Consider the following 20,240-nt stretch of genomic DNA (forward strand, 5'->3'; position numbering starts at 1 on the left):
CAGGGCCTGGCCCTGGAACCCCGGCACCCCCTCCCGGACGGCCTACCGGCCGTTGAAGGCGTCCTTCAGTCGCGAGAACAGGCCCTGCTGGCCCGGCGCGAACTGGCCGGACGGGCGCTCCTCACCGCGCAGGATGGAGAGCCGGCGCAGCAGTTCCTCCTGCTCGGGGTCGAGCTTGGTGGGCGTCTGCACCTCGACATGCACTATCAGGTCGCCCCGGCCGCCCCCGCGCAGGTGGGTGATGCCCCGGCCGTGCAGCGGGATCGACTGACCGGACTGGGTGCCGGGCCGGATGTCGACCTCCTCCAGTCCGTCCAGGGTCTGCAGCGGCACCTGGGTGCCGAGCGCGGCGGCCGTCATCGGGATGGTGACGGTGCAGTGCAGGTCGTCCCCGCGCCGCTGGAAGACGGTGTGGGTGGTCTCGGCGATCTCGACGTACAGGTCGCCGGCCGGGCCGCCGCCGGGGCCGACCTCGCCCTCGCCGGCCAGCTGGATCCGGGTGCCGTTGTCGACACCGGCCGGGATCTTGACCGTCAGGGTGCGGCGGGCGCGGACCCGGCCGTCACCGGCGCACTCCGGGCACGGGGTCGGCACGACGGTGCCGAAGCCCTGGCACTGCGGACAGGGGCGGGAGGTCATGACCTGCCCCAGGAAGGAGCGGGTGACCTGGGAGACCTCGCCCTTGCCGCGGCACATGTCGCAGGTCTGCGCGGAGGTACCGGGGGCCGCGCCCTCGCCGTTGCAGGTGGTGCAGGTGACGGCGGTGTCGACCTGGAGTTCCTTGGTGGTGCCGAAGGCGGCCTCCTCCAGGGTGATCTCCAGCCGGATCATGGCGTCCTGGCCGCGGCGGGTGCGCGAGCGCGGGCCGCGCTGGCCGGCCGCGGCGCCGAAGAAGGCGTCCATGATGTCGGAGAAGCCGAAGCCCGCCGCGCCGGCGCCGAAGCCGCCCGCGCCACCGCCGCCGCCCGGCGACAGCGGGTCGCCGCCGAGGTCGTAGACCTGGCGCTTCTGCGGGTCGGAGAGCACCTCGTAGGCGGCGTTGATCTCCTTGAACCGCTCCTGCGTCTTCGGGTCCGGGTTGACGTCCGGGTGCAGTTCGCGTGCCAGGCGCCGGAACGCCTTCTTGATCTCGTCCTGCCCCGCATCCCGTCGGACGCCGAGTACCGCGTAGTAGTCCGTGGCCACCAAATGCTCCGCTTGTTCCGCCTGTAGTAGTGCGACTGGACACCGCTGTCACCTCTGTGACAGCGGTCTGCTTGCTACGACTCGGCCAGGATCTGACCCACGTACCGTGCCACTGCTCGCACCGCCCCCATTGTGCCCGGGTAGTCCATCCGGGTCGGACCGATCACACCCAGTTTGGCCACGCTCTCGTCGCCCGAACCGTAGCCGACTGACACCACCGAAGTGGAATTCAGCCCTTCGTACGCGTTCTCCCGCCCGATTCGGACCGTCATCGCGGCGTCCGTGGTCTCACCCAGGAGGCGGAGCAGGACGACCTGCTCCTCCAGGGCCTCCAGCACCGGCTGGATGGTGAGCGGGAAGTCGTGCCCCAAACGGGTCAGGTTGGCCGTGCCGGCCAGCATGATCCGCTCCTCGTTCTGCTCGGCCAGCGCCTCGAACAGGGTCGCCAGGACCGTGCTGACGGTCGGCCGGTCGATCTGCTCGAAGGCGGCCGGAAGCTCCTCCAGCAGGCCCGGGACGTCCGGCAGCCGCTGGCCGGCCGCCCGCGCGTTGATCCGCGCGCGCAGGTCGGCCAGGACCGTCTCGCCGACCGTGCCCGGGCAGTCGACCATCCGCTGCTCGACCCTGCCGGTGTTGGTGATCAGGACCAGCATCACCTTGGCCGGCGCCAGCGCCACCAGCTCGATGTGCCGGACGGTGGAACGGGTCAGCGAGGGGTACTGGACCACGGCAACCTGCCGGGTCAGCTGGGCGAGCAGCCGCACCGTGCGGGCGACCACGTCGTCCAGGTCGACGGCGCCGTCCAGGAAGTGCCGGATCGCCCGGCGCTCCGGAGCGCTCATCGGCTTGACCTCGGCCAGCTTGTCGACGAACAGCCGGTAGCCCTTGTCGGTGGGGATGCGCCCCGCGCTGGTGTGCGGCTGGTGGATGTACCCCTCCTCCTCCAGCGCCGCCATGTCGTTGCGCACGGTGGCCGGGGAGACCCCGAGGTTGTGCCGGTCCACCAGGGCCTTGGAGCCGACCGGCTCCTCGGTGCCCACGTAGTCCTGGACGATGGCACGCAGAACGGCGAGCTTGCGGTCGTCCAGTTGGCGGACCTCACCGGCCATGGGGCACGCACCTCCGTCTTCGCACGTTGTCCGTCTGTCTGTGATGCTGCGGGCCGCTCCGGGGAAGGACCCCGACCCTGGCACTCTGCGCACACGAGTGCCAAAACCGTACCTGCCAGTGTAAGGCCCGGGTCCTTTCGCAGGAACGGCCCGCCCGGGGTGATCCTGCCCGCAGTTCGAGGTGGGGGGCCGCGACACTCCCCGTGCACGGGATGGTGCTCGGGGGCCGTCCGGGTGGCAGCATCGAAAGCGACGGCGAATGGAGGAGCAAGCGATGTCGAGCTCGGGCCAGCACACCCGTTTCGCGCCCGACCGCGGCCTGACCGGCCGCATGGTCGCGACGATGTTCGTGATCGGGCTGCTGTACGTCGGTTTCACGGGCCTGCTGATCGCGCTGCTGCGCGGGGCCTGGCCGCTGATCCTGCTGATCTCCGGCGGGCTGTTCGTGGCCCAGTTCTGGTTCAGCGACAAGATCACCGAGCGGGCGATGGGCGCCCACCAGGTGACCGAGGAGCAGTACCCCAAGCTGCACGGCACCATCGACCGGCTCTGCGCCCTGGCCGACATGCCCAAGCCCCGCGTGGCGGTCGCCGACAACGACATGCCCAACGCCTTCGCCACCGGCCGCAACCCGCAGAACGCGGTGGTGTGCGTCACCACCGGCCTGCTGCGCCGGCTCGAACCGGAGGAACTGGAAGGCGTCCTGGCGCACGAGCTGTCGCACGTCGCCCACCGGGACGTCGCCGTGATGACCATCGCCGGCTTCCTCGGCGTGCTCGCCGGGGCGATGACCCGGATCGCCGTGTACGGCGGGTTCATGGGCGGCGGGCGCAACAACAACGACCAGAACGCGGCCATCGTGGCGCTGATCATCCCGCTGGTGTCGATGGTCGTCTACGCGATCAGCTTCCTGCTCACCCGGCTGCTCTCCCGCTACCGCGAGCTGGCCGCCGACCGGGCCGCAGCCCAGCTCACCGGCCGGCCCAGCGCCCTGGCCTCGGCCCTGACCAAGGTGACCGGACAGATCGCGGCCATCCCCACCGAGGACCTGCGCAAGTCCCAGCCCTACAACGCCTTCTGGTTCGCCCCCGCGCTGAGCGCCCGGGAGACCGCCTCGCAGCTGCTCTCCACCCACCCGTCGCTGGAGAAGCGGCTGGCACAGCTGGCGAAGATCTCCGAGCAGCTCGGCCGCTGATCACCGCCTGATCCGAATGATCCGAAAGGACCGCCGTGGGATTCCTGGACGCCCTGTTCGGCCGCACCAAGCCCGTCAAGCCCGACCTAGACCAGCTGTTCGGCGTGCCGTCCGCCGCGCTCACCCTGGAGGCCGGGGCCGGGTTCACCCCCACCGGGCTCGGTTCGGTCTGCTTCGCGGCCGTGGAGGGCGCGGCCTTCGTCCAGGTCGAGCAGCAGGTCCGGGCGCTGCTGGACGCCGACACCGAGCGCGGCGGCGTGCCGGTGGAGGCCTCCAAGGACGGCTACGGCTACTCCTGGCTGCTCACCCGGCACCGGCCCGAGGAGCTGCCGGAGCTGGTGAACGACCTGCACGCGGTCAACAGCGAGCTGGAGGCGAACGGCTTCGGGCCGCAGCTGCTCTGCTCGCTGGTCTGCTTCCGCAATCCGGAGGGCCAGTCGCTGGCCCTGGTCTACCTCTACAAGCGTGGCACCTTCTACCCCTTCGCCCCGATGCCCGGCGGCGGCGAGCGGCGCAACAGCCCGCTGGAGCTGCAGGTCAACGCGATGCTGGGGAACGACCTGCGGCTGGAGAAGGACCTGAGCCGCTGGTTCCCGGTCTGGGGCGCGCCGGGGCTCTGACGGTCCGTCCGCCATCCCTATGATCACCCGTATGCGCAGCCGCCAGTACGGACCAGACCTCACCCCGCCGTGGAAGAAGCTGGGGGCACCTCCCGGCCGCCAGGCTGGGGGACAGCCCGCCCCGGAGGTGCCCGCCGAACGGGACCTGGTGGTCGAGGAGGTGACCACCGGCTTCTGCGGGGCGGTGGTGCGCTGCGAGAAGACTGCCGAGGGGTTCACCGTCACCCTGGAGGACCGCTTCGGCAAGCACCGGGTCTTCCCCCTGGTCCCGCGCGGCTTCCTGCTGGAGGGCAAGGCCGTCACCCTGGTCCGCCCCACCGGCCCGGCCCCCTCCCGTGCTCCCGGTCGCACCGCCTCCGGCTCGATCGCCGTCCCCGGCACCCGTGCCCGGGTCGCCCGCGAGTCCCGCATCTACGTCGAGGGCCGGCACGACGCCGAACTGGTCGAACGGGTCTGGGGTGACGACCTGCGCATCGAGGGCGTCGTCGTCGAGTACCTGCGCGGCATCGACGACCTCCCCGCCATCGTCGCCGACTTCGCCCCCGGCCCCGGCCGCCGCCTCGGCGTCCTGGTCGACCACCTGCTCCCCGGCACCAAGGAACACCGCATCGCCTCCCAGGTCACCGGCGACTCGGTGCTGGTCGTCGGCCACCCCTACATCGACATCTGGCAGGCCGTGAAGCCCGCCTCCGTCGGCATCCCCGCCTGGCCCGCCGTCCCCCGCGGCGAGGACTGGAAGGAGGGCACCTGCCGCCGCCTCGGCTGGCCGGTGGACACCCCGGCGGCCTGGAAGCGCATCCTGTCGAAGGTGAACAGCTACAAGGACCTGGAGCCCGAGCTGCTGGGCAAGGTGGAGGAATTGATCGACTTCGCGGCCCTGCCGGGTCAGGAGTAGGTCTGGAATTCCGAGGTGTCGAGCGTGATGCCGAGCAGATCCACCGGAATGGGCTCGCCGAACTTGGTGGTCCGCGCGGACACGTAGTCCGGCAGCCCTGAGGCGCTCGACCGGGTCGGCTCGGTCAGCAGCACACAGACGGCCTTGATCGGGTCGACGATCAGATACACGGGAATCGCGCCCTCGGCGTACAGCTCCCGTTTGGTCTGGTAGTCACGGAGGACGCTGGTCCTGGAGACGACCTCAACCACCAGAGTGAGAACGGGCGCGGGAATCAAGCGGCCTGGCCCCTCGAAGGCATCCCGCTCGAACACGACCAGATCCGGCTGAGGCTCGCTCGTCAATCCGGGAAGATCGATGTCCTGTGTGGTCAGGCGGTGCCACCCCGCCCGGGGGATCTGATCCCGAATGGCTTCGACGATGATGTTGTGGACCATGTCCGGCCCGGCCATCATCACGATTTCCCCCCTGATGAGCTCGGCCTTGAAGCCTTCCGGGACCTCCAGGTTCTCGAAGATCCCCGTCACCCGGTCATCGATGGCGGTCATTGCGCGCTCCCTCCGACGGCTGACACCACGTTAACGACACTCAGTCCACCAGGTCACGCACGACCGCGTCCGCCAGCAGCCGCCCCTGGAGGGTGAGGGCGGCGCGGCCCCGCTCGTAGGGCTCGGGGGCGAGCAGGCCGTTGGCGAGGGCTGCAGAAGCAGCCCTGCGGCCGGTGTCGGTCAGCAGGTCCAGGGGGACGCCGTCGACCAGGCGCAGTTCGAGGAGGATGCGTTCGACGCGGCGGTCCTCGTCGGCGAGGAGTTCGCGGCCCAGCGCCGGGGTGCGGCCCTCGGCGAGGGACTGGGCGTAGGCGGCGGGGTGCTTGGCGTTCCACCAGCGGACACCGCCGATGTGGCTGTGGGCGCCGGGGCCGGCGCCCCACCAGTCGGCACCGGTCCAGTAGAGCTCGTTGTGGCGGCAGCGGCCCTCGGGGGTGGTGGCCCAGTTGGAGACCTCGTACCAGGAGTAGCCGGCCGCGCTGAGCGCCTGCTCGGCGATGAGGTAGCGGTCGGCGTGCACGTCGTCGTCGATCATCGGCAGTTCACCGCGCTTGACCCGGGCGGCCAGCCGGGTGCCCTCCTCGACGATCAGGGAGTACGCGGACACGTGGTCCGGTCCGGCCCCGATCGCCGCCTCCAAGGAGGCCCGCCAGTCGTCGTCGGACTCTCCGGGGGTGCCGTAGATCAGGTCGAGGTTGACGTGCTCGAAGCCGGCCGCGCGGGCCTCGGCCACGCAGGCCTCGGGGCGGCCCGGGGTGTGATGGCGGTCGAGCAGCTGCAGGACGTGCGGGCGGGCGCTCTGCATGCCGAAGGAGATCCGGTTGTAGCCGCCCTCGCGCAGCTCGGCCAGGTACGCCGGGTCGACGGACTCCGGGTTGGCCTCGGTGGTGACCTCGGCGTCCGGGGCGAGCCCGAACTCCTCGCGCAGCGCGGCGAGCATCTTCACCAGGTCGCGGGCGGGCAGCAGGGTGGGGGTGCCGCCGCCGAGGAAGACGGTCCGCACCGGGAGGTCCACTTCCCCCAGCACCTTCCGGGCCAGCCTGATCTCGGCGACCACGTTGTCCGCGTAGGTCTCCTGCGAGGCGACCGCACCGGAGGAGCGCAGCTCGGTGGCGGTGTAGGTGTTGAAGTCACAGTAGCCGCAGCGGCTGGCGCAGTACGGCACGTGCAGGTAGAAGCCGAACGGCCGCCGCCCCAGCCCGGTGAGGGCGTGCGCGGGCAGGGAACCGTCGGACGGCACCGGTTCGCCGTCGGGAAGTGCGGAGGGCATGACCCCATTGTCCCGTACGGCCCGACCGAACACGCGGGCCGTACGGGAGCGGAGCGGATCAGGCCTCGTTGGCGCCCGCGTACATCGCGGCCACCGCGTCCGCGTAGGTCCGCTCGACCACCGGGCGCTTGATCTTCAGGCTCGGGGTCAGTTCGCCGTGCTCGATGTCGAGGTCGCGCGGCAGCAGGTGGAACTTCTTGATCGTCTGCCAGCGCTGCAGATCGGCGTTGACCCGCTTCACGAAGCCCTCGATCAGCTCGCGCACGGCCGGCTCCTCGGCCAGCTCGGCATAGCTCCTGCCGGCCAGGCCGTGCTCGGCGGCCCACGGCATCAGCACCGACTCGTCCAAGCCGATCAGCGCGGTGCAGAAGTTGCGGCCGTTGCCGATCACCAGGATGTTGCTGACGAACGGGCAAACCGCCTTGAACTTGCCCTCGACCTCACTGGGCGCCACGTACTTGCCGCCGGAGGTCTTGAACAGGTCCTTCTTGCGGTCGGTGATCCGCAGGAAGCCGTCGGCGCTCAGCTCGCCGATGTCCTCGGTGTGGAACCAGCCGTCCGGCTCCAGCACCTCGGCGGTCTTGTCCGGCAGGTTGTGGTAGCCGCGCATGACGCCGGGGCCGCGCAGCAGGATCTCGCCGTCCTCGGCGATCCGCACCTCGGTGCCGGGCAGCGCGCGGCCCACCGTGCCGATCCGCACGTCCTCCTTGCGGTTGACGCAGGAGCCGGCGCTGGTCTCGGAGAGGCCGTAGCCCTCCAGGATCGGCACCCCGGCGCCGAGGAAGAAGTAGCCGATCTCGGGGGCGAGCGCCGCGCTGCCGGAGACGGCGCCGCGCAGCCGGCCGCCGAAGGCCGCCCGGATCTTGGCGTACACCAGCTTGTCGGCCAGCGAGTGCTGGAGCCGCAGGCCCAGCGGGGCGGCCTCGGCGCCGGTGGCGATCCGGCTCTCCTGGACGGCCCGGGCGTGCTCGCGGGCGACCTTGGCGGCCCACATGAAGATCTTGTACTTGGCGCCGCCCTCGGCCCGGGCCCGGCCGGCGATGCCGTTGTAGACCTTCTCGAAGATGCGCGGCGCGGAGGCCATGACGGTCGGCCGGATGGCCGGCAGGTTGTGGATGATCCGGTCAACCCGGCCGTCCACCGCCATCACGTGGCCGGTGGCGATCTGGCCCGAGATCAGCGTCTTGCCGAAGACGTGCGACAGCGGCAGCCACATGAACTGGACGTCGTCGGGGCCCAGCAGGCCGCTGGCCTCCTGCGCCCGGCCCTCGTACGCCCAGCAGTCGTGCACCAGGCGCACGCCCTTGGGGCGGCCGGTGGTGCCGGAGGTGTAGATGAGGGTGGCCAGCTGCTCCTTGTCGAGCGCGGCCACGGCCTTCTCGATCGCGTCCGGGTGCTGCTCCAGGTACTCCGCGCCGCGCCGCTCCAGCTCGGCGAGGGTGAGCAGCTCCAGCCCGGCCGTCTCGGGGGTCTCGGCCGGCTCGTCGAAGAGGATGACGGTGCGCAGCTCGGGCAGCTGCTCGATCTGGCCGACGGCCTTGGCCAGCTGGGCGGCGTTCTCGGCGAACAGCGCCTTGGAGCCGGAGTTGGAGAGGATGAAGGCGGTCTCGTCGGCGTTGGTGCTGGGGTAGACCGTGGTGATGGCGGCGCCCGCGCACATGGCCCCGAGGTCGGCGATGATCCATTCCAGCCGGGTGGAGGAGGCCAGCGCGACCCGGTCCTCCGCCTGGATGCCGAGCGCCATCAGGCCGGCCGCCACCGCCTTCACCCGGACTGCGGTCTGCGCCCAGGTGAGCGAGCGCCACTGCTCGGCGCCCGGGGCGCCGTCCGCGGCGTGCTCGTCCACCGGGGCCGGGTAGCGGTACGCCTCGGCGTTCGGGGTGGCTGCGACGCGCTCAAGGAACAGGTGGGCGACGGAGGCCGGACGCCCGGCGACCAGGTCGGCACTGCCGGAGTCGATCAGGGACTGCGCGGAACTCAACGAGGACCTCCGGGGGCGGGTGGCCGTCTGAGGGATTGCGGCGTCCGTGGGGGCGGCCGCCGGGCCCCGGTTCACCTGAGCGGTACCGGTCAGTAACAAGGGCGTAGTCAGCAGCCTAGGGGGAAACCGGTCGTTCCGTAAGAGGGCGAGGCCAGCTGGCACGACTCCACGGCGCCGGTGCCCGGAAACGGGGGCGCACGGACGGCCCGTCCGCACCCACATCGCGGGACGCTTGGCAAAGGCCCGGCAAACCTCAGCCGGACAGCCCTCGAATCGTCTGTACGACGCTACAGAACAACGAGAATTGGGGTGCGAACCCGACCGGCGACGACAAGAGTGTGCCAGTGCTGATCAGACTGCTCCGGGCGTACCTGCGCCCATACTCCCGCCCGATCACCTTGCTGGTGGTACTCCAGCTGGTGTCCACCCTCGCGGCGCTCTACCTGCCGACACTCAACGCCGACATCATCGACAAAGGCGTGGTCAAGGGCGACACCGGCTACATCCTGCGCCTGGGCGCGGTGATGATCGGCGTCACCCTGGTCCAGGCGCTCTGCTCGATCGGCGCCGTCTACTACGGAGCACGCACGGCAATGGCCTTCGGCCGGGACGTCCGGGCCGCCGTCTTCGACCGGGTGCAGACCTTCTCCTCCCGCGAGGTCGGCCAGTTCGGCGCACCCTCCCTGATCACCCGCACCACCAACGACGTCCAGCAGGTCCAGATGCTGGCCCTGACGAGCTTCACCCTGATGGTGGCCGCGCCGATCATGTGCGTCGGCGGCATCATCATGGCGCTCAACCAGGACGTCCCGCTGTCCGGCCTGCTGCTCGCCGTCATCCCCGCGCTCGGCGTCGTCGTCACCCTGCTGGTGCGGGCGCTGCGGCCCAAGTTCCGCAGCATGCAGAAGAAGATCGACACCGTGAACCGGGTGCTGCGCGAGCAGATCACCGGCATCCGGGTGATCCGCGCCTTCGTCAAGGACGACCACGAGCAGAACCGCTTCGCCGACGCCAACGAGGACCTCACGCAGGTCGCCCGGCAGGTCGGCCGGCTGATGTCCATGATGTTCCCGGTCGTGATGCTGGTCGTGAACGTCTCCAGCGTCGCGGTGCTCTGGTTCGGCGCCCACCGCATCGACAGCGGCAACATGGAGATCGGCGCGCTCACCGCCTTCCTCTCCTACCTGATGCAGATCCTGATGAGCGTCATGATGGCCACCTTCATGTTCATGATGGTGCCGCGCGCCGAGGTCTGCGCCGAGCGCATCGACGAGGTCCTCGGCACCAGCACCAGCGTCGTCCCGCCGACCGCGCCGATCACCGAGGTACTGCGCCGCGGCAACCTGGAGCTGCGCGACGTCGACTTCCGCTACCCCGGCGCCGAGGCCTCGGTGCTGCGCGGCATCGACCTCACCGCCCACCCCGGCGAGACCACCGCCATCATCGGCTCCACCGGCAGCGGCAAGTCCACCCTGCTCGGCCTCGTCCCCCGGCTCTTCGACGCCACCGGCGGGCAGGTCCTGCTGGACGGCGTGGACGTGCGCGAACTCTCCGCCGACGCGATCGCCGAGAGCATCGGCATCGTCCCGCAGAAGCCGTACCTGTTCTCCGGCACCGTCGCCAGCAACCTCCGCTACGGCCGTCCCGACGCCACCGACGAGGAGCTCTGGCACGCCCTGGAGATCGCCCAGGCCAAGGAGTTCGTCGAGAAGCTGCCCGAGGGCCTGGACGCCCCGATCGCCCAGGGCGGCAGCAACGTCTCCGGCGGCCAGCGCCAGCGCCTGGCCATCGCCCGGGCGCTGGTGCGCAAACCCGACGTCTACCTCTTCGACGACTCCTTCTCCGCGCTCGACTACGCCACCGACGCCAAGCTGCGCAAGGCCCTCGCCCACGAGACCTCCGACGCCACCGTCCTGATCGTCGCCCAGCGCGTGTCCACCATCCGCGACGCCGACCGGATCATCGTCCTCGACGAGGGCGCCGTCGTCGGCGCCGGCACCCACCGCGAACTGATGGCCGACAACCCGACCTACCGGGAGATCGTGCTCTCCCAGCTCACCGAGCAGGAGGCGGCATGACCAGCCCCGCAAAGCCCGCCGGCATTGCCGGAAAACCCGCCGGAAAGCCCTCGGGCCCGGAGGGCGGACTCCCCAGCGACTCCCAGGCCGCCGCCGCCCGCCGCGGCCCCGCCGGACCGGGCCGCTTCATGGGCGGTCAGGGCGCCGAGAAGTCCATGGACTTCAAGGGCTCCGGCAAGCGCGTGCTCGGCCTGCTGCGCCCCGAGCGCAACGTGCTGATCGGTGTCCTGGTGCTCGGCGCGCTCGGCATCGGCTGCGCCGTCACCGGCCCCAAGATCCTCGGTGACGCCACCGACCTGATCTTCGCCGGCGTCGTCGGCGCCCGCTTCCAGCCCGGCACCTCCAAGGCCGAGGTCATCGACGGGCTGCGCGCCCACGGCGAGGGCGGCATCGCCGACCTGCTCTCCGCGGTCGACTTCACCCCCGGCCACGGCATGGACTTCGGCGCCATCGGGTCCATCCTGCTCTGGGTGCTCGGCATCTACGTCGCCTCCGCCGTCTTCGGCATCTTCCAGGGCCGTCTGGCCACCAAGGCGGTCCAGTCGGCCAGCTACCGGCTGCGCCAGGACGTCGAGGCCAAGCTGGCCCGGCTGCCGCTGAGTTACTTCGACAAGCAGCCGCGCGGCGAGGTGCTCAGCCGGGTCACCAACGACATCGACAACATCGGCCAGTCCATGCAGCAGACCATGGGACAGGTCGTCAACTCGCTGCTCACCGTGGTCGGCGTGCTGGCGATGATGTTCTGGATCTCCCCGCTGCTCGCCGTGATCGCACTGGTCTCGGTGCCGCTGTCGGTGGTCGTCGCCGCCAAGGTCGGCAAGCGGGCGCAGCCGCAGTTCGTCCAGCAGTGGAAGTCCACCGGCCAACTCAACGCCCACATCGAGGAGATGTACACCGGCCACACCCTGGTCAAGGTGTTCGGCCGGCAGCGCGAGTCCGCCGAGACCTTCCGCGAGCACAACGAGGCGCTCTACCAGTCCAGCTTCCGGGCCCAGTTCATCTCCGGGATCATCCAGCCCGCGATGATGCTGATCGGCAACCTGCAGTACGTGCTGGTCGCCGTGGTCGGCGGACTGCGGGTGGCCAGCGGCGCGCTGTCCATCGGCGACGTGCAGGCCTTCGTCCAGTACTCCCGGCAGTTCAGCCAGCCGCTCACCCAGGTCGCCAGCATGGCCAACCTGGTGCAGTCCGGCGTCGCCTCCGCCGAGCGCGTCTTCGAGCTGCTGGACGCCACCGAGCAGAGCCCCGAGCCGGCCATGCCGGAGAAGCCGGACGCGGTCCGCGGCCGGGTCGCCTTCCAGGACGTGTCCTTCCGCTACGACCCGGACAAGCCGCTCATCGAGGACCTCTCGCTCAAGGTCGAGCCCGGCCAGACCGTGGCCATCGTCGGCCCCACCGGCGCCGGCAAGACCACCATGGTCAACCTGCTGATGCGGTTCTACGAGGTCAGCGGCGGCCGGATCACCCTGGACGGGGTGGACATCGCCGCGATGTCCCGCGAGGAGCTGCGCTCGGGCATCGGCATGGTGCTCCAGGACACCTGGCTGTTCGGCGGCACCATCGCCGACAACATCGCCTACGGCGCCCAGGGCGCCACCCGCGAGCAGGTCATCGAGGCCGCCAAGGCCGCCCACGTCGACCGTTTCGTCCGCACCCTGCCGGACGGCTACGACACCGTCGTCGACGACGAGGGCGCCAGCGTCAGCACCGGCGAGAAGCAGCTGATCACCATCGCCCGGGCGTTCCTCGCCCAGCCGTCCATCCTGGTCCTGGACGAGGCCACCAGCTCGGTCGACACCCGTACCGAGGTGCTGATCCAGCGGGCCATGGCCCGGCTGCGCACCGGCCGCACCAGCTTCGTGATCGCCCACCGGCTCTCCACCATCCGCGACGCCGACGTGATCCTGGTGATGGAGAGCGGCTCGATCGTGGAGCAGGGCACCCACGACGAGCTGATCACCGCCGGCGGCGCGTACGCCCGGCTGTACCAGGCGCAGTTCGCGGAGGCCGTGGCCGAGGTCGACTGACACCCCCTCACGTGACGGGCCGGGACGGGACTCACCCGCCCGGCCCTTCGCGCGCCGCGGATCTTCTCAGCGGGCGGCCCTCTTCGCTACCGTGGCCCCGTGACCGCCCAGCCCACCGCCCCCGAACAGGCCCCGGACGCGTTCGAGACGAACCGCCGCTACCTGGGCTCGGTCGCCTACCGGCTGCTCGGCTCCATCGCCGACGCCGAGGACGTCCTCCAGGACGCCTGGCTGCGCTGGCGGGCCGCCGACCGGACCGCCGTCACCGACCCGCGCGCCTTCCTCACCACCGTGGTCACCCGGCTCTGCTACGACCAGCTCGGCTCCGCCCGGGCCCGCCGCGAGGCCTACTACGGCGAGTGGCTTCCGGAGCCGTCCGTCTCCTACGCGATCGCCCCCGACTCCCCCGCCGAGCTGGCCGAACGCGGCGAGTCCGTCTCGCTCGCCCTGCTCGCCGTACTGGAGCAGCTCACCCCGGCCGAACGGGCCGCCTTCGTCCTGCACGACGTCTTCGCGGTCGGCTTCGACGACATCGCCGCCTCCCTGGACCGCACCCCCGAGGCCACCCGCCAGCTCGCCTCCCGGGCCCGCCGCCGGGTCAAGGACGGCGGCCCGCAGACGGGCGCCGACCCGGCCGAGCACCGCCGGGCCGTGGAGGCCTTCGCCGCCGCCAGCACCGAGGGCGACATCCTGGGCCTGATGGAGATCCTCGACCCGGATGTGGTCTGGCACGCCGACGGCGGCGGCATCGTCCGCGCCGCCGCCCGCCCGGTCCGCGGCGCCGACAAGGTGGCCCGGCTGGTGGCCGGTCTGGTGGACAAGTGGTTCACCCCCGAGTTCGGGCTCGGCCACGCGACGGTCAACGGCGAGCCGGGCCTGGTCTGGTACGAGAAGGCCACCGGCACCGTCACCGGCGTGGTGGCCTTCGCCCTGGCCGACGGGCGGATCACCGAGGCGTACATCGTGGTCAACCCCGAGAAGCTCGCCCGGATCAGCCCGGTCGCAGCACCGTGACACGGCCCCCCGCGAGCATGTGACACAGGTCACCGTCACATCCTGACCGGCCGCGTCGTCCCCCTCCCGAACAGCGCTCCACCGGAGCGACCTCGCGAGGAGGCGGACGAGATGAGCAGCACCACCAGCACCGGCAAGCGGATCGTCGTACTGGGCGCCGGGTACGCCGGACTCACCGCGGCCAAGGGCGCCGGACGGCACCACACCGTCACCCTGGTCGCCCCCGAGGAGCGGCTCCTGCACCGCATCCGCCAGCACGAGACCGCGGCCGGCCGCGGCCGCGACTGGCCCGCCATCGGCGAACTGGCCCGTGGCCGCCGGATCCAGCACCACCGGGCCCGGGCCGTCGAACTCGACCCGGCCGGGCACAAAATCGTCCTGGACGACGGCACCACCCTCGGCTACGACACCCTGGTCTACGCCCTCGGCAGCCGCACCGCCTGGCACGGTGTCCCCGGCGCCGCCGAGCACGCCCACCCCGTGGAGCGCGCCGCCGAGGTGCGGCGCCTGATCCGCGAGGCCGACCGCCCCGGCACCCTGGCCGTCGTCGGCGGCGGTGCCACCGGCATCGAACTGGCCACCGAACTCGCCGAGGCCCACCCCGGCTGGCGGGTGAGGATCGTCGCGGCCGGGCAGGTCGGCGGCATCTACTCGCCCAAGGGCCGCGCCCACGTCCGGCGCGTCCTCGACCGGCTCGGCGTCGCCGTCCACGAGAACGCCACCGTCACCGAGGTCACCCCGGACGGGCTGCGCACCACCGCCGGCCCGATCGAGGCCGACCTCACCGTGTGGGCCGCCTCGATGGAGCCGCACCCGCTGGCAGCCGAGGCCGGACTGGCCGTGGACGAGCACGGCCGGGCCCTGGTCGACGACCACCTGCGGTCGGTCTCGCACCCGGACGTCCACGTGGTCGGCGACGCCGCCGCGGTGACCGTCCCCGGCGTCGGCACCCTCCGGATGGGCTGTGCCACCGCCCTGCCGCAGGGCCAGTACGTCGGCAAGCTGCTCGACGGGCGCACCTCGAAGCCGTTCTCGTTCCGGTACGTCGTGCAGTGCCTGAGCCTCGGTCGGCGGGACGGGCTGCTGCAGCTGGTCCACCCGGACGACTCGATGAAGCCCACCGTCTTCACCGGCACCGCGGGGCGGCTGGCCAAGGCCGGGATCGTCACCGTCGTCCTCGGTGCGCTCAAGTAACCGGCGGGACGTCCTGCGGGAACGGCGCGTCCCTGGGAACGGGGAACGCGGAAGGGCCCGGGCGGGTGCCCGGGCCCTCCTGGTACCGCTCGGTGCTACTTCTTGTCCTTCGGCGTCTCGGCGTCGGTGGACAGCGCGGCGATGAAGGCCTCCTGCGGGACCTCCACGCTGCCGACCATCTTCATCCGCTTCTTGCCTTCCTTCTGCTTCTCCAGCAGCTTCCGCTTACGGGAGATGTCACCGCCGTAGCACTTGGCGAGGACGTCCTTGCGGATCGCGCGCACCGTCTCACGGGCGATCACCCGGGAGCCGATGGCGGCCTGGATCGGCACCTCGAACTGCTGGCGGGGGATGAGCTTCTGCAGCTTGCCCGCCATCATCACGCCGTAGCCGTAGGCCTTGTCCTTGTGCACGATCGCGGAGAACGCGTCCACCGCGTCGCCGTGCAGCAGGATGTCGACCTTCACCAGGTTGGCGCTCTGCTCGCCGATGGGCTCGTAGTCGAGCGAGGCGTAGCCGCGGGTCTTGGACTTCAGCTGGTCGAAGAAGTCGAAGACGATCTCCGCGAGCGGCAGGGTGTAGCGCAGCTCGACCCGGTCCTCGGACAGGTAGTCCATGCCCTGCAGGCTGCCGCGGCGGGACTGGCACAGCTCCATGATCGCGCCGACGAACTCGTTCGGCGCCAGGATGGTGCCGCGCACGACCGGCTCGAAGACGTCGGCGATCTTGCCGGACGGGAACTCGCTCGGGTTGGTGACGGTGTGCTCACTGCCGTCCTCCATCACCACCCGGTAGATCACGTTCGGGGCGGTGGAGATCAGGTCGAGGTTGAACTCGCGCTCCAGGCGCTCCCGGATGATCTCCAGGTGCAGCAGGCCGAGGAAGCCGCAGCGGTAGCCGAAGCCGAGCGCGACCGAGGTCTCCGGCTCGTACACCAGGGCGGCGTCGTTGAGACGCAGCTTGTCCAGCGCGTCGCGCAGCAGTGGGTAGTCCGAACCGTCCAGCGGGTACAGGCCGGAGAACACCATCGGACGCGGGTCCTTGTAGCCGCCGAGCGGCTCGGTGGCGCCCTTGTGCTGCGAGGTGATCGTGTCACCGACCTTGGACTGCCGGACGTCCTTCACCCCGGTGATGATGTAGCCCACCTCGCCGACGCCGAGGCCGTCGGCGACCTTCGGCTCGGGCGAGATGACACCGATCTCCAGCAGCTCGTGGGTGGCGCCGGTGGACATCATCGCGATGCGCTCGCGCTTGGTGAGCTGGCCGTCCACGACACGGACGTAGGTGACCACGCCGCGGTAGGCGTCGTACACCGAGTCGAAGATCATCGCGCGGGCCGGGGCGTCCGCGACCCCGACCGGGGCCGGGATGGTGTTGACGATGTGGTCCAGCAGGTCCTCGACGCCGAGGCCGGTCTTGGCACTGACCTGGAGCACGTCGGAGGGGTCACAGCCGATGATGTGGGCGATCTCGGCGGCGTACTTCTCCGGCTGGGCGGCCGGCAGGTCGATCTTGTTCAGCACCGGGACGATCGTGAGGTCGTTCTCCAGCGCCAGGTACAGGTTGGCGAGGGTCTGCGCCTCGATGCCCTGGGCCGCGTCGACCACCAGGATGGTGCCCTCGCAGGCCGCCAGGGAGCGGGACACCTCGTACGTGAAGTCCACGTGGCCCGGGGTGTCGATCATGTTGAGGATGTGCGTCGTCCCGGCGTCCGGCCCGGTCTTCGGGGCCCACGGGAGGCGGACCGCCTGCGACTTGATGGTGATGCCGCGCTCTCGCTCGATGTCCATGCGGTCGAGGTACTGGGCACGCATCTGCCGCGGGTCGACGACGCCGGTGATCTGCAGCATCCGGTCTGCGAGCGTCGACTTGCCGTGGTCGATGTGGGCGATGATGCAGAAGTTGCGGATCAGCGCCGGGTCGGTACGGCTGGGCTCTGGCACATTGCTGGGGGTCGCGGGCACCTTGGTCCGATTCTCCGTTGGTCCGGGGCCGGGGGTGTCCGGATCATCGCTGACCGGCTATCCCGGGGACCGGACAGTCTCGTCCGATCGAAATAGTTCCTCCCATCTTCCCACGACCGCGGCACCGGACGCCGTTCGGGCACCTCGGAGCCTTCCGCCCCTTGCGATACGACGGCAGGATGGCCAGCCATGATCCTGGAAAGCGCACTGCTCGACGTCCTGCCAGGCCGGGAGGACGAGTTCCTCGCCGCCTTCGCCGAGGCCCGTCCGTTGATCGCCGTCCAGCGCGGCTTCCGCACCCTGGAACTGCGCCGCTGCCTCGACGAGGGGCGCGGCTCACGCTTCCTGCTCCAGGTGCAGTGGGAGACGCTCGCCGACCACACCGAGGGGTTCCGCGGCTCGGCCGAGTACCAGCGGTGGCGGGAACTGCTGCACCGGTTCTACCGACCGTTCCCGGAGGTCGAGCACTACGGGGAGCCGGTGCTGAGCGCCTGACCCGGCCGGTCCGGTTTGGGGCGCGCGGCGGGCCCCTGGTAGCGTGGGCTGCTGCACCTGGCCTCGGCATGCCCTCTCAGCTGGACCGACGGCCGTCGGGTGCAGCCCGTTCAATACCTTTTAGACAAGACTGAGGCTCCTTCGTGGCGAACATCAAGTCCCAGATCAAGCGCAACAAGACCAACGAGAAGGCGCGCCTGCGCAACAAGGCCGTCAAGTCCTCGCTGAAGACCGCTCTGCGCAAGGCCCGTGAGGCCGCTGCCGCCGGCGAGACCGAGAAGGCCGTCGTGCTGGCCCGCGCCGCCTCCAAGGCGCTGGACAAGGCCGTGAGCAAGGGCGTCATCCACGCCAACCAGGCCGCCAACAAGAAGTCGGCCATCACCAAGCGCGTCAACACCGCCGCCCAGGCCTGACGCCCCCGGGAGCTCCGGCCCCCACCGCCTCGGAACGACCCGGCCCTCTACCCGGAACCCCGAGGCGTGCGAGAACTCGCACCGCACGCGGCCTGCGTTCGCCACGCGGGTGCGGTGCACACCAGCCGTACGACAGGCGCCGCAGCCGGCCTCTTCCCCAGAGGCCGACTGCGGCGCCTGTCGCGTTCCGCGCCCCGACCGCTATGGTCGGTCGGTCACGCGCGACCGAGCTGCGTTCGAGGTGCGGGGAGCGCCACGACGCCAGTCACGAGGGGGGACTTCCATGGCGACGCCACCGCCGCCGACACCCGGACAGGGGCCGAACAGGCCGGGGTACGGGTTCCCGCAGCAGACGCCGGGAGGTGTGCCCACCGGTACGCCCGTGCCGGGTTCGCCGGGGCCGACCGGTTTCGGCCCGCCGCCCGGGCTGCCCGCCTCGCCGGGGGCGGCCGTTCCCGGGGCCGCACCCACGGCCTTCTCCGGGGCCGTTCAGCCAGTCGTTCCCGCAGGCCACCCGGGTGGGGCGGCCGGGGGCCGCTCCGGGGGCAACCTGCGCCGCAACGCCGTCTGGGCCTTCGTCGGCGCGGTGCTCGCTTCGGCCGGCTGGACCACCGCCGTACTGGTCATCCCGGGCCTGGTCAGCAGCGGCGGCGGCAACTCCGCGCCGCGCAGCCTCGGTTCGTACCACACCTCGGACAACTTCTGCGTCACCGCGAAGCCGGAGAACCTCCTCAAGACCTACAACACCTCGGACACCAGCTCGCCGACCCACCACACCGACCAGAACCCGGCCCTGGACAGCATGACCTGCTCGATGTCGCTCAAGCGCATCGGCGACACCACCTCCAGCGGCGAGTACGCCTCGGCCTACATGCGCGGCGACCTGCACAAGGCGGTGAACCCGGCACCGGAGTTCTCGGCCGCCAAGGAGGTCTACCGCGCGCGGGGCTACCAGATCAGCGACATCCCGGGCCTCGGCGAAGAGGCGTACTTCATCTACAAGGACGACCCGGGAACCTCGGACAAGACCTGGCACACCGTCAGCGCCGAGGTGGACGTCCGCGACGGCGGGCTGACGTACTACATCTCCTGGAGCGGCAGTTACACCGACGGCAAGAGCAAGGTGCCGTCCAAGGAGGACCTCCGCACGGCGCTGCAGGCCGACACCTGGGAAGCCGTCCGCTCGATGCGCAAGTGACTCGCGGGTAACCGGCCCCGCCCCGAACCGTCAGTAGGCGGGTCGGGAGCCGGCCCGGGCGGCCCGGGCGACGGCGACCACCGCGCGCTCCAGGGCGAAGGCCGGATCGTCCGAGCCGCCCTTGACGGCGGCGTCGGCCTGGGCGATCGCGGTCAGCGCGGCCGCCACCCCGTCGCCGGTCCAACCGCGCATCTGCTGGCGGACCCGGTCGACCTTCCACGGTGGCATGCCCAACTCGCGGGCCAGATCGGCCGGCCGCATGTTCCGGCCGGTGGTCGCCAGCCGCCCGATGCTGCGCACGCCGGAGGCCAGCGCGTAGGTGATGCCGGTCGGCGGCTGGCCGACGGCCAGCGCCCAGCGCAGCCGCTCCAGCGCCTCCGCGGCCCGGCCGGTGACGGCCAGGTCGGCCACCTCGAAGCCGGTCGCCTCGGCCCGGCCGCTGTAGTAGCGGGCCACCACCGTCTCGTCGATCGTGCCCTCGACGTCCGAGGTCAGCTGGCTGCACGCGGCCGACAGCTCGCGCAGGTCGCTGCCGAGCGCGTCCAGCAGCGCCTGGCAGGCCTCCGGAGTCGCGGAGCGGCCCAGAGTGCGGAACTCGCCCTTGACGAAGGCCAGCCGCTCGCTCGCCTTGGTCAGCTTGGCGCAGGCCACCTCGCGGCCGCCCGCCTTGCGCCCGGCGTCCAGCAGGCCCTTGCCCTTGGCGCCGCCGGCGTGCACCAACACCATGATCACTTCTTCGGCCGGGGCCTCGATGTACGCCTTGACCTCCTTCACCGAGTCGGCGGAGAGGTCCTGGGCGGCCCGGACCACGATCACCTTGCGCTCGGCGAACAGCGAGGGCGTGGTCAGCTCGGCCAGGCTACCGGGCTGCAGCCCGCCGGGCGGCAGGTCCCGTACGTCGGTGTCCGGGTCCGCCGCCTTCGCCGCGGCCACCACCTGGGCGACCGCGCGGTCCAGCAGCAGCTCCTCCTGGCCGACCGCGAGGGTCAGCGGGGCGAGCAGATCGTCGGGTGCACTCTTCCTGGCCATCGCCTACCAGCATCCCACGCGTCGC

17 protein-coding genes are annotated in these 20,240 nt (G+C 71.1%); 10 read left to right on the forward strand and 7 right to left on the reverse strand.

Features of this window, described 5'->3' with window-relative positions:
- Positions 1-42: 42 nt before the first annotated feature.
- Positions 43-1,185 carry a molecular chaperone DnaJ gene (gene dnaJ, locus ACWC9T_RS23995; protein ID WP_449823104.1) on the reverse strand — a complete coding sequence of 381 codons (1,143 nt, stop codon included), beginning with the start codon at positions 1,183-1,185 and terminating at the stop codon, positions 43-45.
- Positions 1,186-1,259: 74 nt separating this feature from the next.
- Positions 1,260-2,294, reverse strand: a complete 1,035-nt coding sequence (gene hrcA / locus ACWC9T_RS24000) for a heat-inducible transcriptional repressor HrcA (protein ID WP_449823105.1) — start codon at positions 2,292-2,294, stop codon at positions 1,260-1,262.
- Positions 2,295-2,568: 274 nt separating this feature from the next.
- Here hrcA and htpX point away from each other — a divergent pair, with 274 nt between their 5' ends.
- Genes htpX through ACWC9T_RS24015 form a run of 3 tightly spaced genes read left to right on the forward strand, consistent with a single transcriptional unit; the run spans position 2,569 to position 5,004 of the window.
- Entirely contained in the window at positions 2,569-3,489 is a 921-nt protein-coding gene (gene htpX / locus ACWC9T_RS24005) for a zinc metalloprotease HtpX (protein ID WP_449823106.1), read from the forward strand.
- A gap of 35 nt (positions 3,490-3,524) precedes the next feature.
- Positions 3,525-4,109, forward strand: a complete 585-nt coding sequence (gene pspAB, locus ACWC9T_RS24010; protein ID WP_396250362.1) for a PspA-associated protein PspAB — start codon at positions 3,525-3,527, stop codon at positions 4,107-4,109.
- A gap of 31 nt (positions 4,110-4,140) precedes the next feature.
- Positions 4,141-5,004: a DUF3097 domain-containing protein gene (locus ACWC9T_RS24015; protein WP_449823107.1), complete on the forward strand. Its 864-nt coding sequence runs from the start codon at positions 4,141-4,143 to the stop codon at positions 5,002-5,004.
- On the opposite strand, the gene ACWC9T_RS24020 is transcribed toward ACWC9T_RS24015, so the two are convergent.
- The 3 genes from ACWC9T_RS24020 to ACWC9T_RS24030 are packed head-to-tail and all read right to left on the reverse strand — an operon-like array spanning position 4,995 to position 8,803.
- Positions 4,995-5,552, reverse strand: coding sequence for a Uma2 family endonuclease (locus tag ACWC9T_RS24020; protein WP_449823108.1), 558 nt, complete (start codon positions 5,550-5,552; stop codon positions 4,995-4,997). The two genes, ACWC9T_RS24015 and ACWC9T_RS24020, sit on opposite strands and share 10 nt — an antisense overlap.
- Before the next feature lie 40 nt (positions 5,553-5,592).
- Positions 5,593-6,822 carry a radical SAM family heme chaperone HemW gene (gene hemW / locus ACWC9T_RS24025; RefSeq protein WP_449823109.1) on the reverse strand — a complete coding sequence of 410 codons (1,230 nt, stop codon included), beginning with the start codon at positions 6,820-6,822 and terminating at the stop codon, positions 5,593-5,595.
- Positions 6,823-6,880: 58 nt separating this feature from the next.
- Positions 6,881-8,803, reverse strand: a complete 1,923-nt coding sequence (locus ACWC9T_RS24030) for an AMP-dependent synthetase/ligase (protein WP_449823110.1) — start codon at positions 8,801-8,803, stop codon at positions 6,881-6,883.
- Positions 8,804-9,147: 344 nt separating this feature from the next.
- Between ACWC9T_RS24030 and ACWC9T_RS24035 the strand changes: the two genes are divergently transcribed.
- From ACWC9T_RS24035 to ACWC9T_RS24050, 4 genes are all read left to right on the forward strand, one after another.
- Positions 9,148-10,881, forward strand: a complete 1,734-nt coding sequence (locus tag ACWC9T_RS24035; RefSeq protein WP_449823111.1) for an ABC transporter ATP-binding protein — start codon at positions 9,148-9,150, stop codon at positions 10,879-10,881.
- Positions 10,878-12,908 carry an ABC transporter ATP-binding protein gene (locus ACWC9T_RS24040; protein WP_449823112.1) on the forward strand — a complete coding sequence of 677 codons (2,031 nt, stop codon included), beginning with the start codon at positions 10,878-10,880 and terminating at the stop codon, positions 12,906-12,908. Before ACWC9T_RS24035 ends, ACWC9T_RS24040 begins: the two co-directional genes overlap by 4 nt.
- A 99-nt stretch (positions 12,909-13,007) precedes the next feature.
- Entirely contained in the window at positions 13,008-13,922 is a 915-nt protein-coding gene (sigJ, locus tag ACWC9T_RS24045; RefSeq protein ID WP_449823113.1) for an RNA polymerase sigma factor SigJ, read from the forward strand.
- A gap of 111 nt (positions 13,923-14,033) precedes the next feature.
- Positions 14,034-15,116: an NAD(P)/FAD-dependent oxidoreductase gene (locus ACWC9T_RS24050; protein ID WP_449823114.1), complete on the forward strand. Its 1,083-nt coding sequence runs from the start codon at positions 14,034-14,036 to the stop codon at positions 15,114-15,116.
- A 95-nt stretch (positions 15,117-15,211) separates the two neighbouring features.
- On the opposite strand, the gene lepA is transcribed toward ACWC9T_RS24050, so the two are convergent.
- Positions 15,212-17,080 (reverse strand): translation elongation factor 4, encoded by a 1,869-nt coding sequence (lepA, locus tag ACWC9T_RS24055; RefSeq protein ID WP_449823115.1) that lies wholly within the window; start codon positions 17,078-17,080, stop codon positions 15,212-15,214.
- Between the two features lie 189 nt (positions 17,081-17,269).
- On the opposite strand from lepA, the gene ACWC9T_RS24060 reads away from it, so the two are divergent.
- From ACWC9T_RS24060 to ACWC9T_RS24070, 3 genes are all read left to right on the forward strand, one after another.
- Positions 17,270-17,575 carry an antibiotic biosynthesis monooxygenase family protein gene (locus ACWC9T_RS24060; RefSeq protein WP_449823116.1) on the forward strand — a complete coding sequence of 102 codons (306 nt, stop codon included), beginning with the start codon at positions 17,270-17,272 and terminating at the stop codon, positions 17,573-17,575.
- Positions 17,576-17,718: 143 nt separating this feature from the next.
- Entirely contained in the window at positions 17,719-17,988 is a 270-nt protein-coding gene (rpsT, locus tag ACWC9T_RS24065; RefSeq protein ID WP_329931122.1) for a 30S ribosomal protein S20, read from the forward strand.
- Between the two features lie 364 nt (positions 17,989-18,352).
- Positions 18,353-19,186: a hypothetical protein gene (locus ACWC9T_RS24070; RefSeq protein WP_449823117.1), complete on the forward strand. Its 834-nt coding sequence runs from the start codon at positions 18,353-18,355 to the stop codon at positions 19,184-19,186.
- 30 nt (positions 19,187-19,216) lie between these two features.
- Here ACWC9T_RS24070 and holA read toward each other — a convergent pair whose 3' ends face one another.
- Complete coding sequence (holA, locus tag ACWC9T_RS24075) at positions 19,217-20,215, reverse strand: DNA polymerase III subunit delta (protein ID WP_449823118.1); 999 nt, start codon at positions 20,213-20,215, stop codon at positions 19,217-19,219.
- Between the last annotated feature and the right edge of the window lie 25 nt (positions 20,216-20,240).

It is taken from the genome of Kitasatospora sp. NPDC001159 (genome assembly GCF_053598235.1).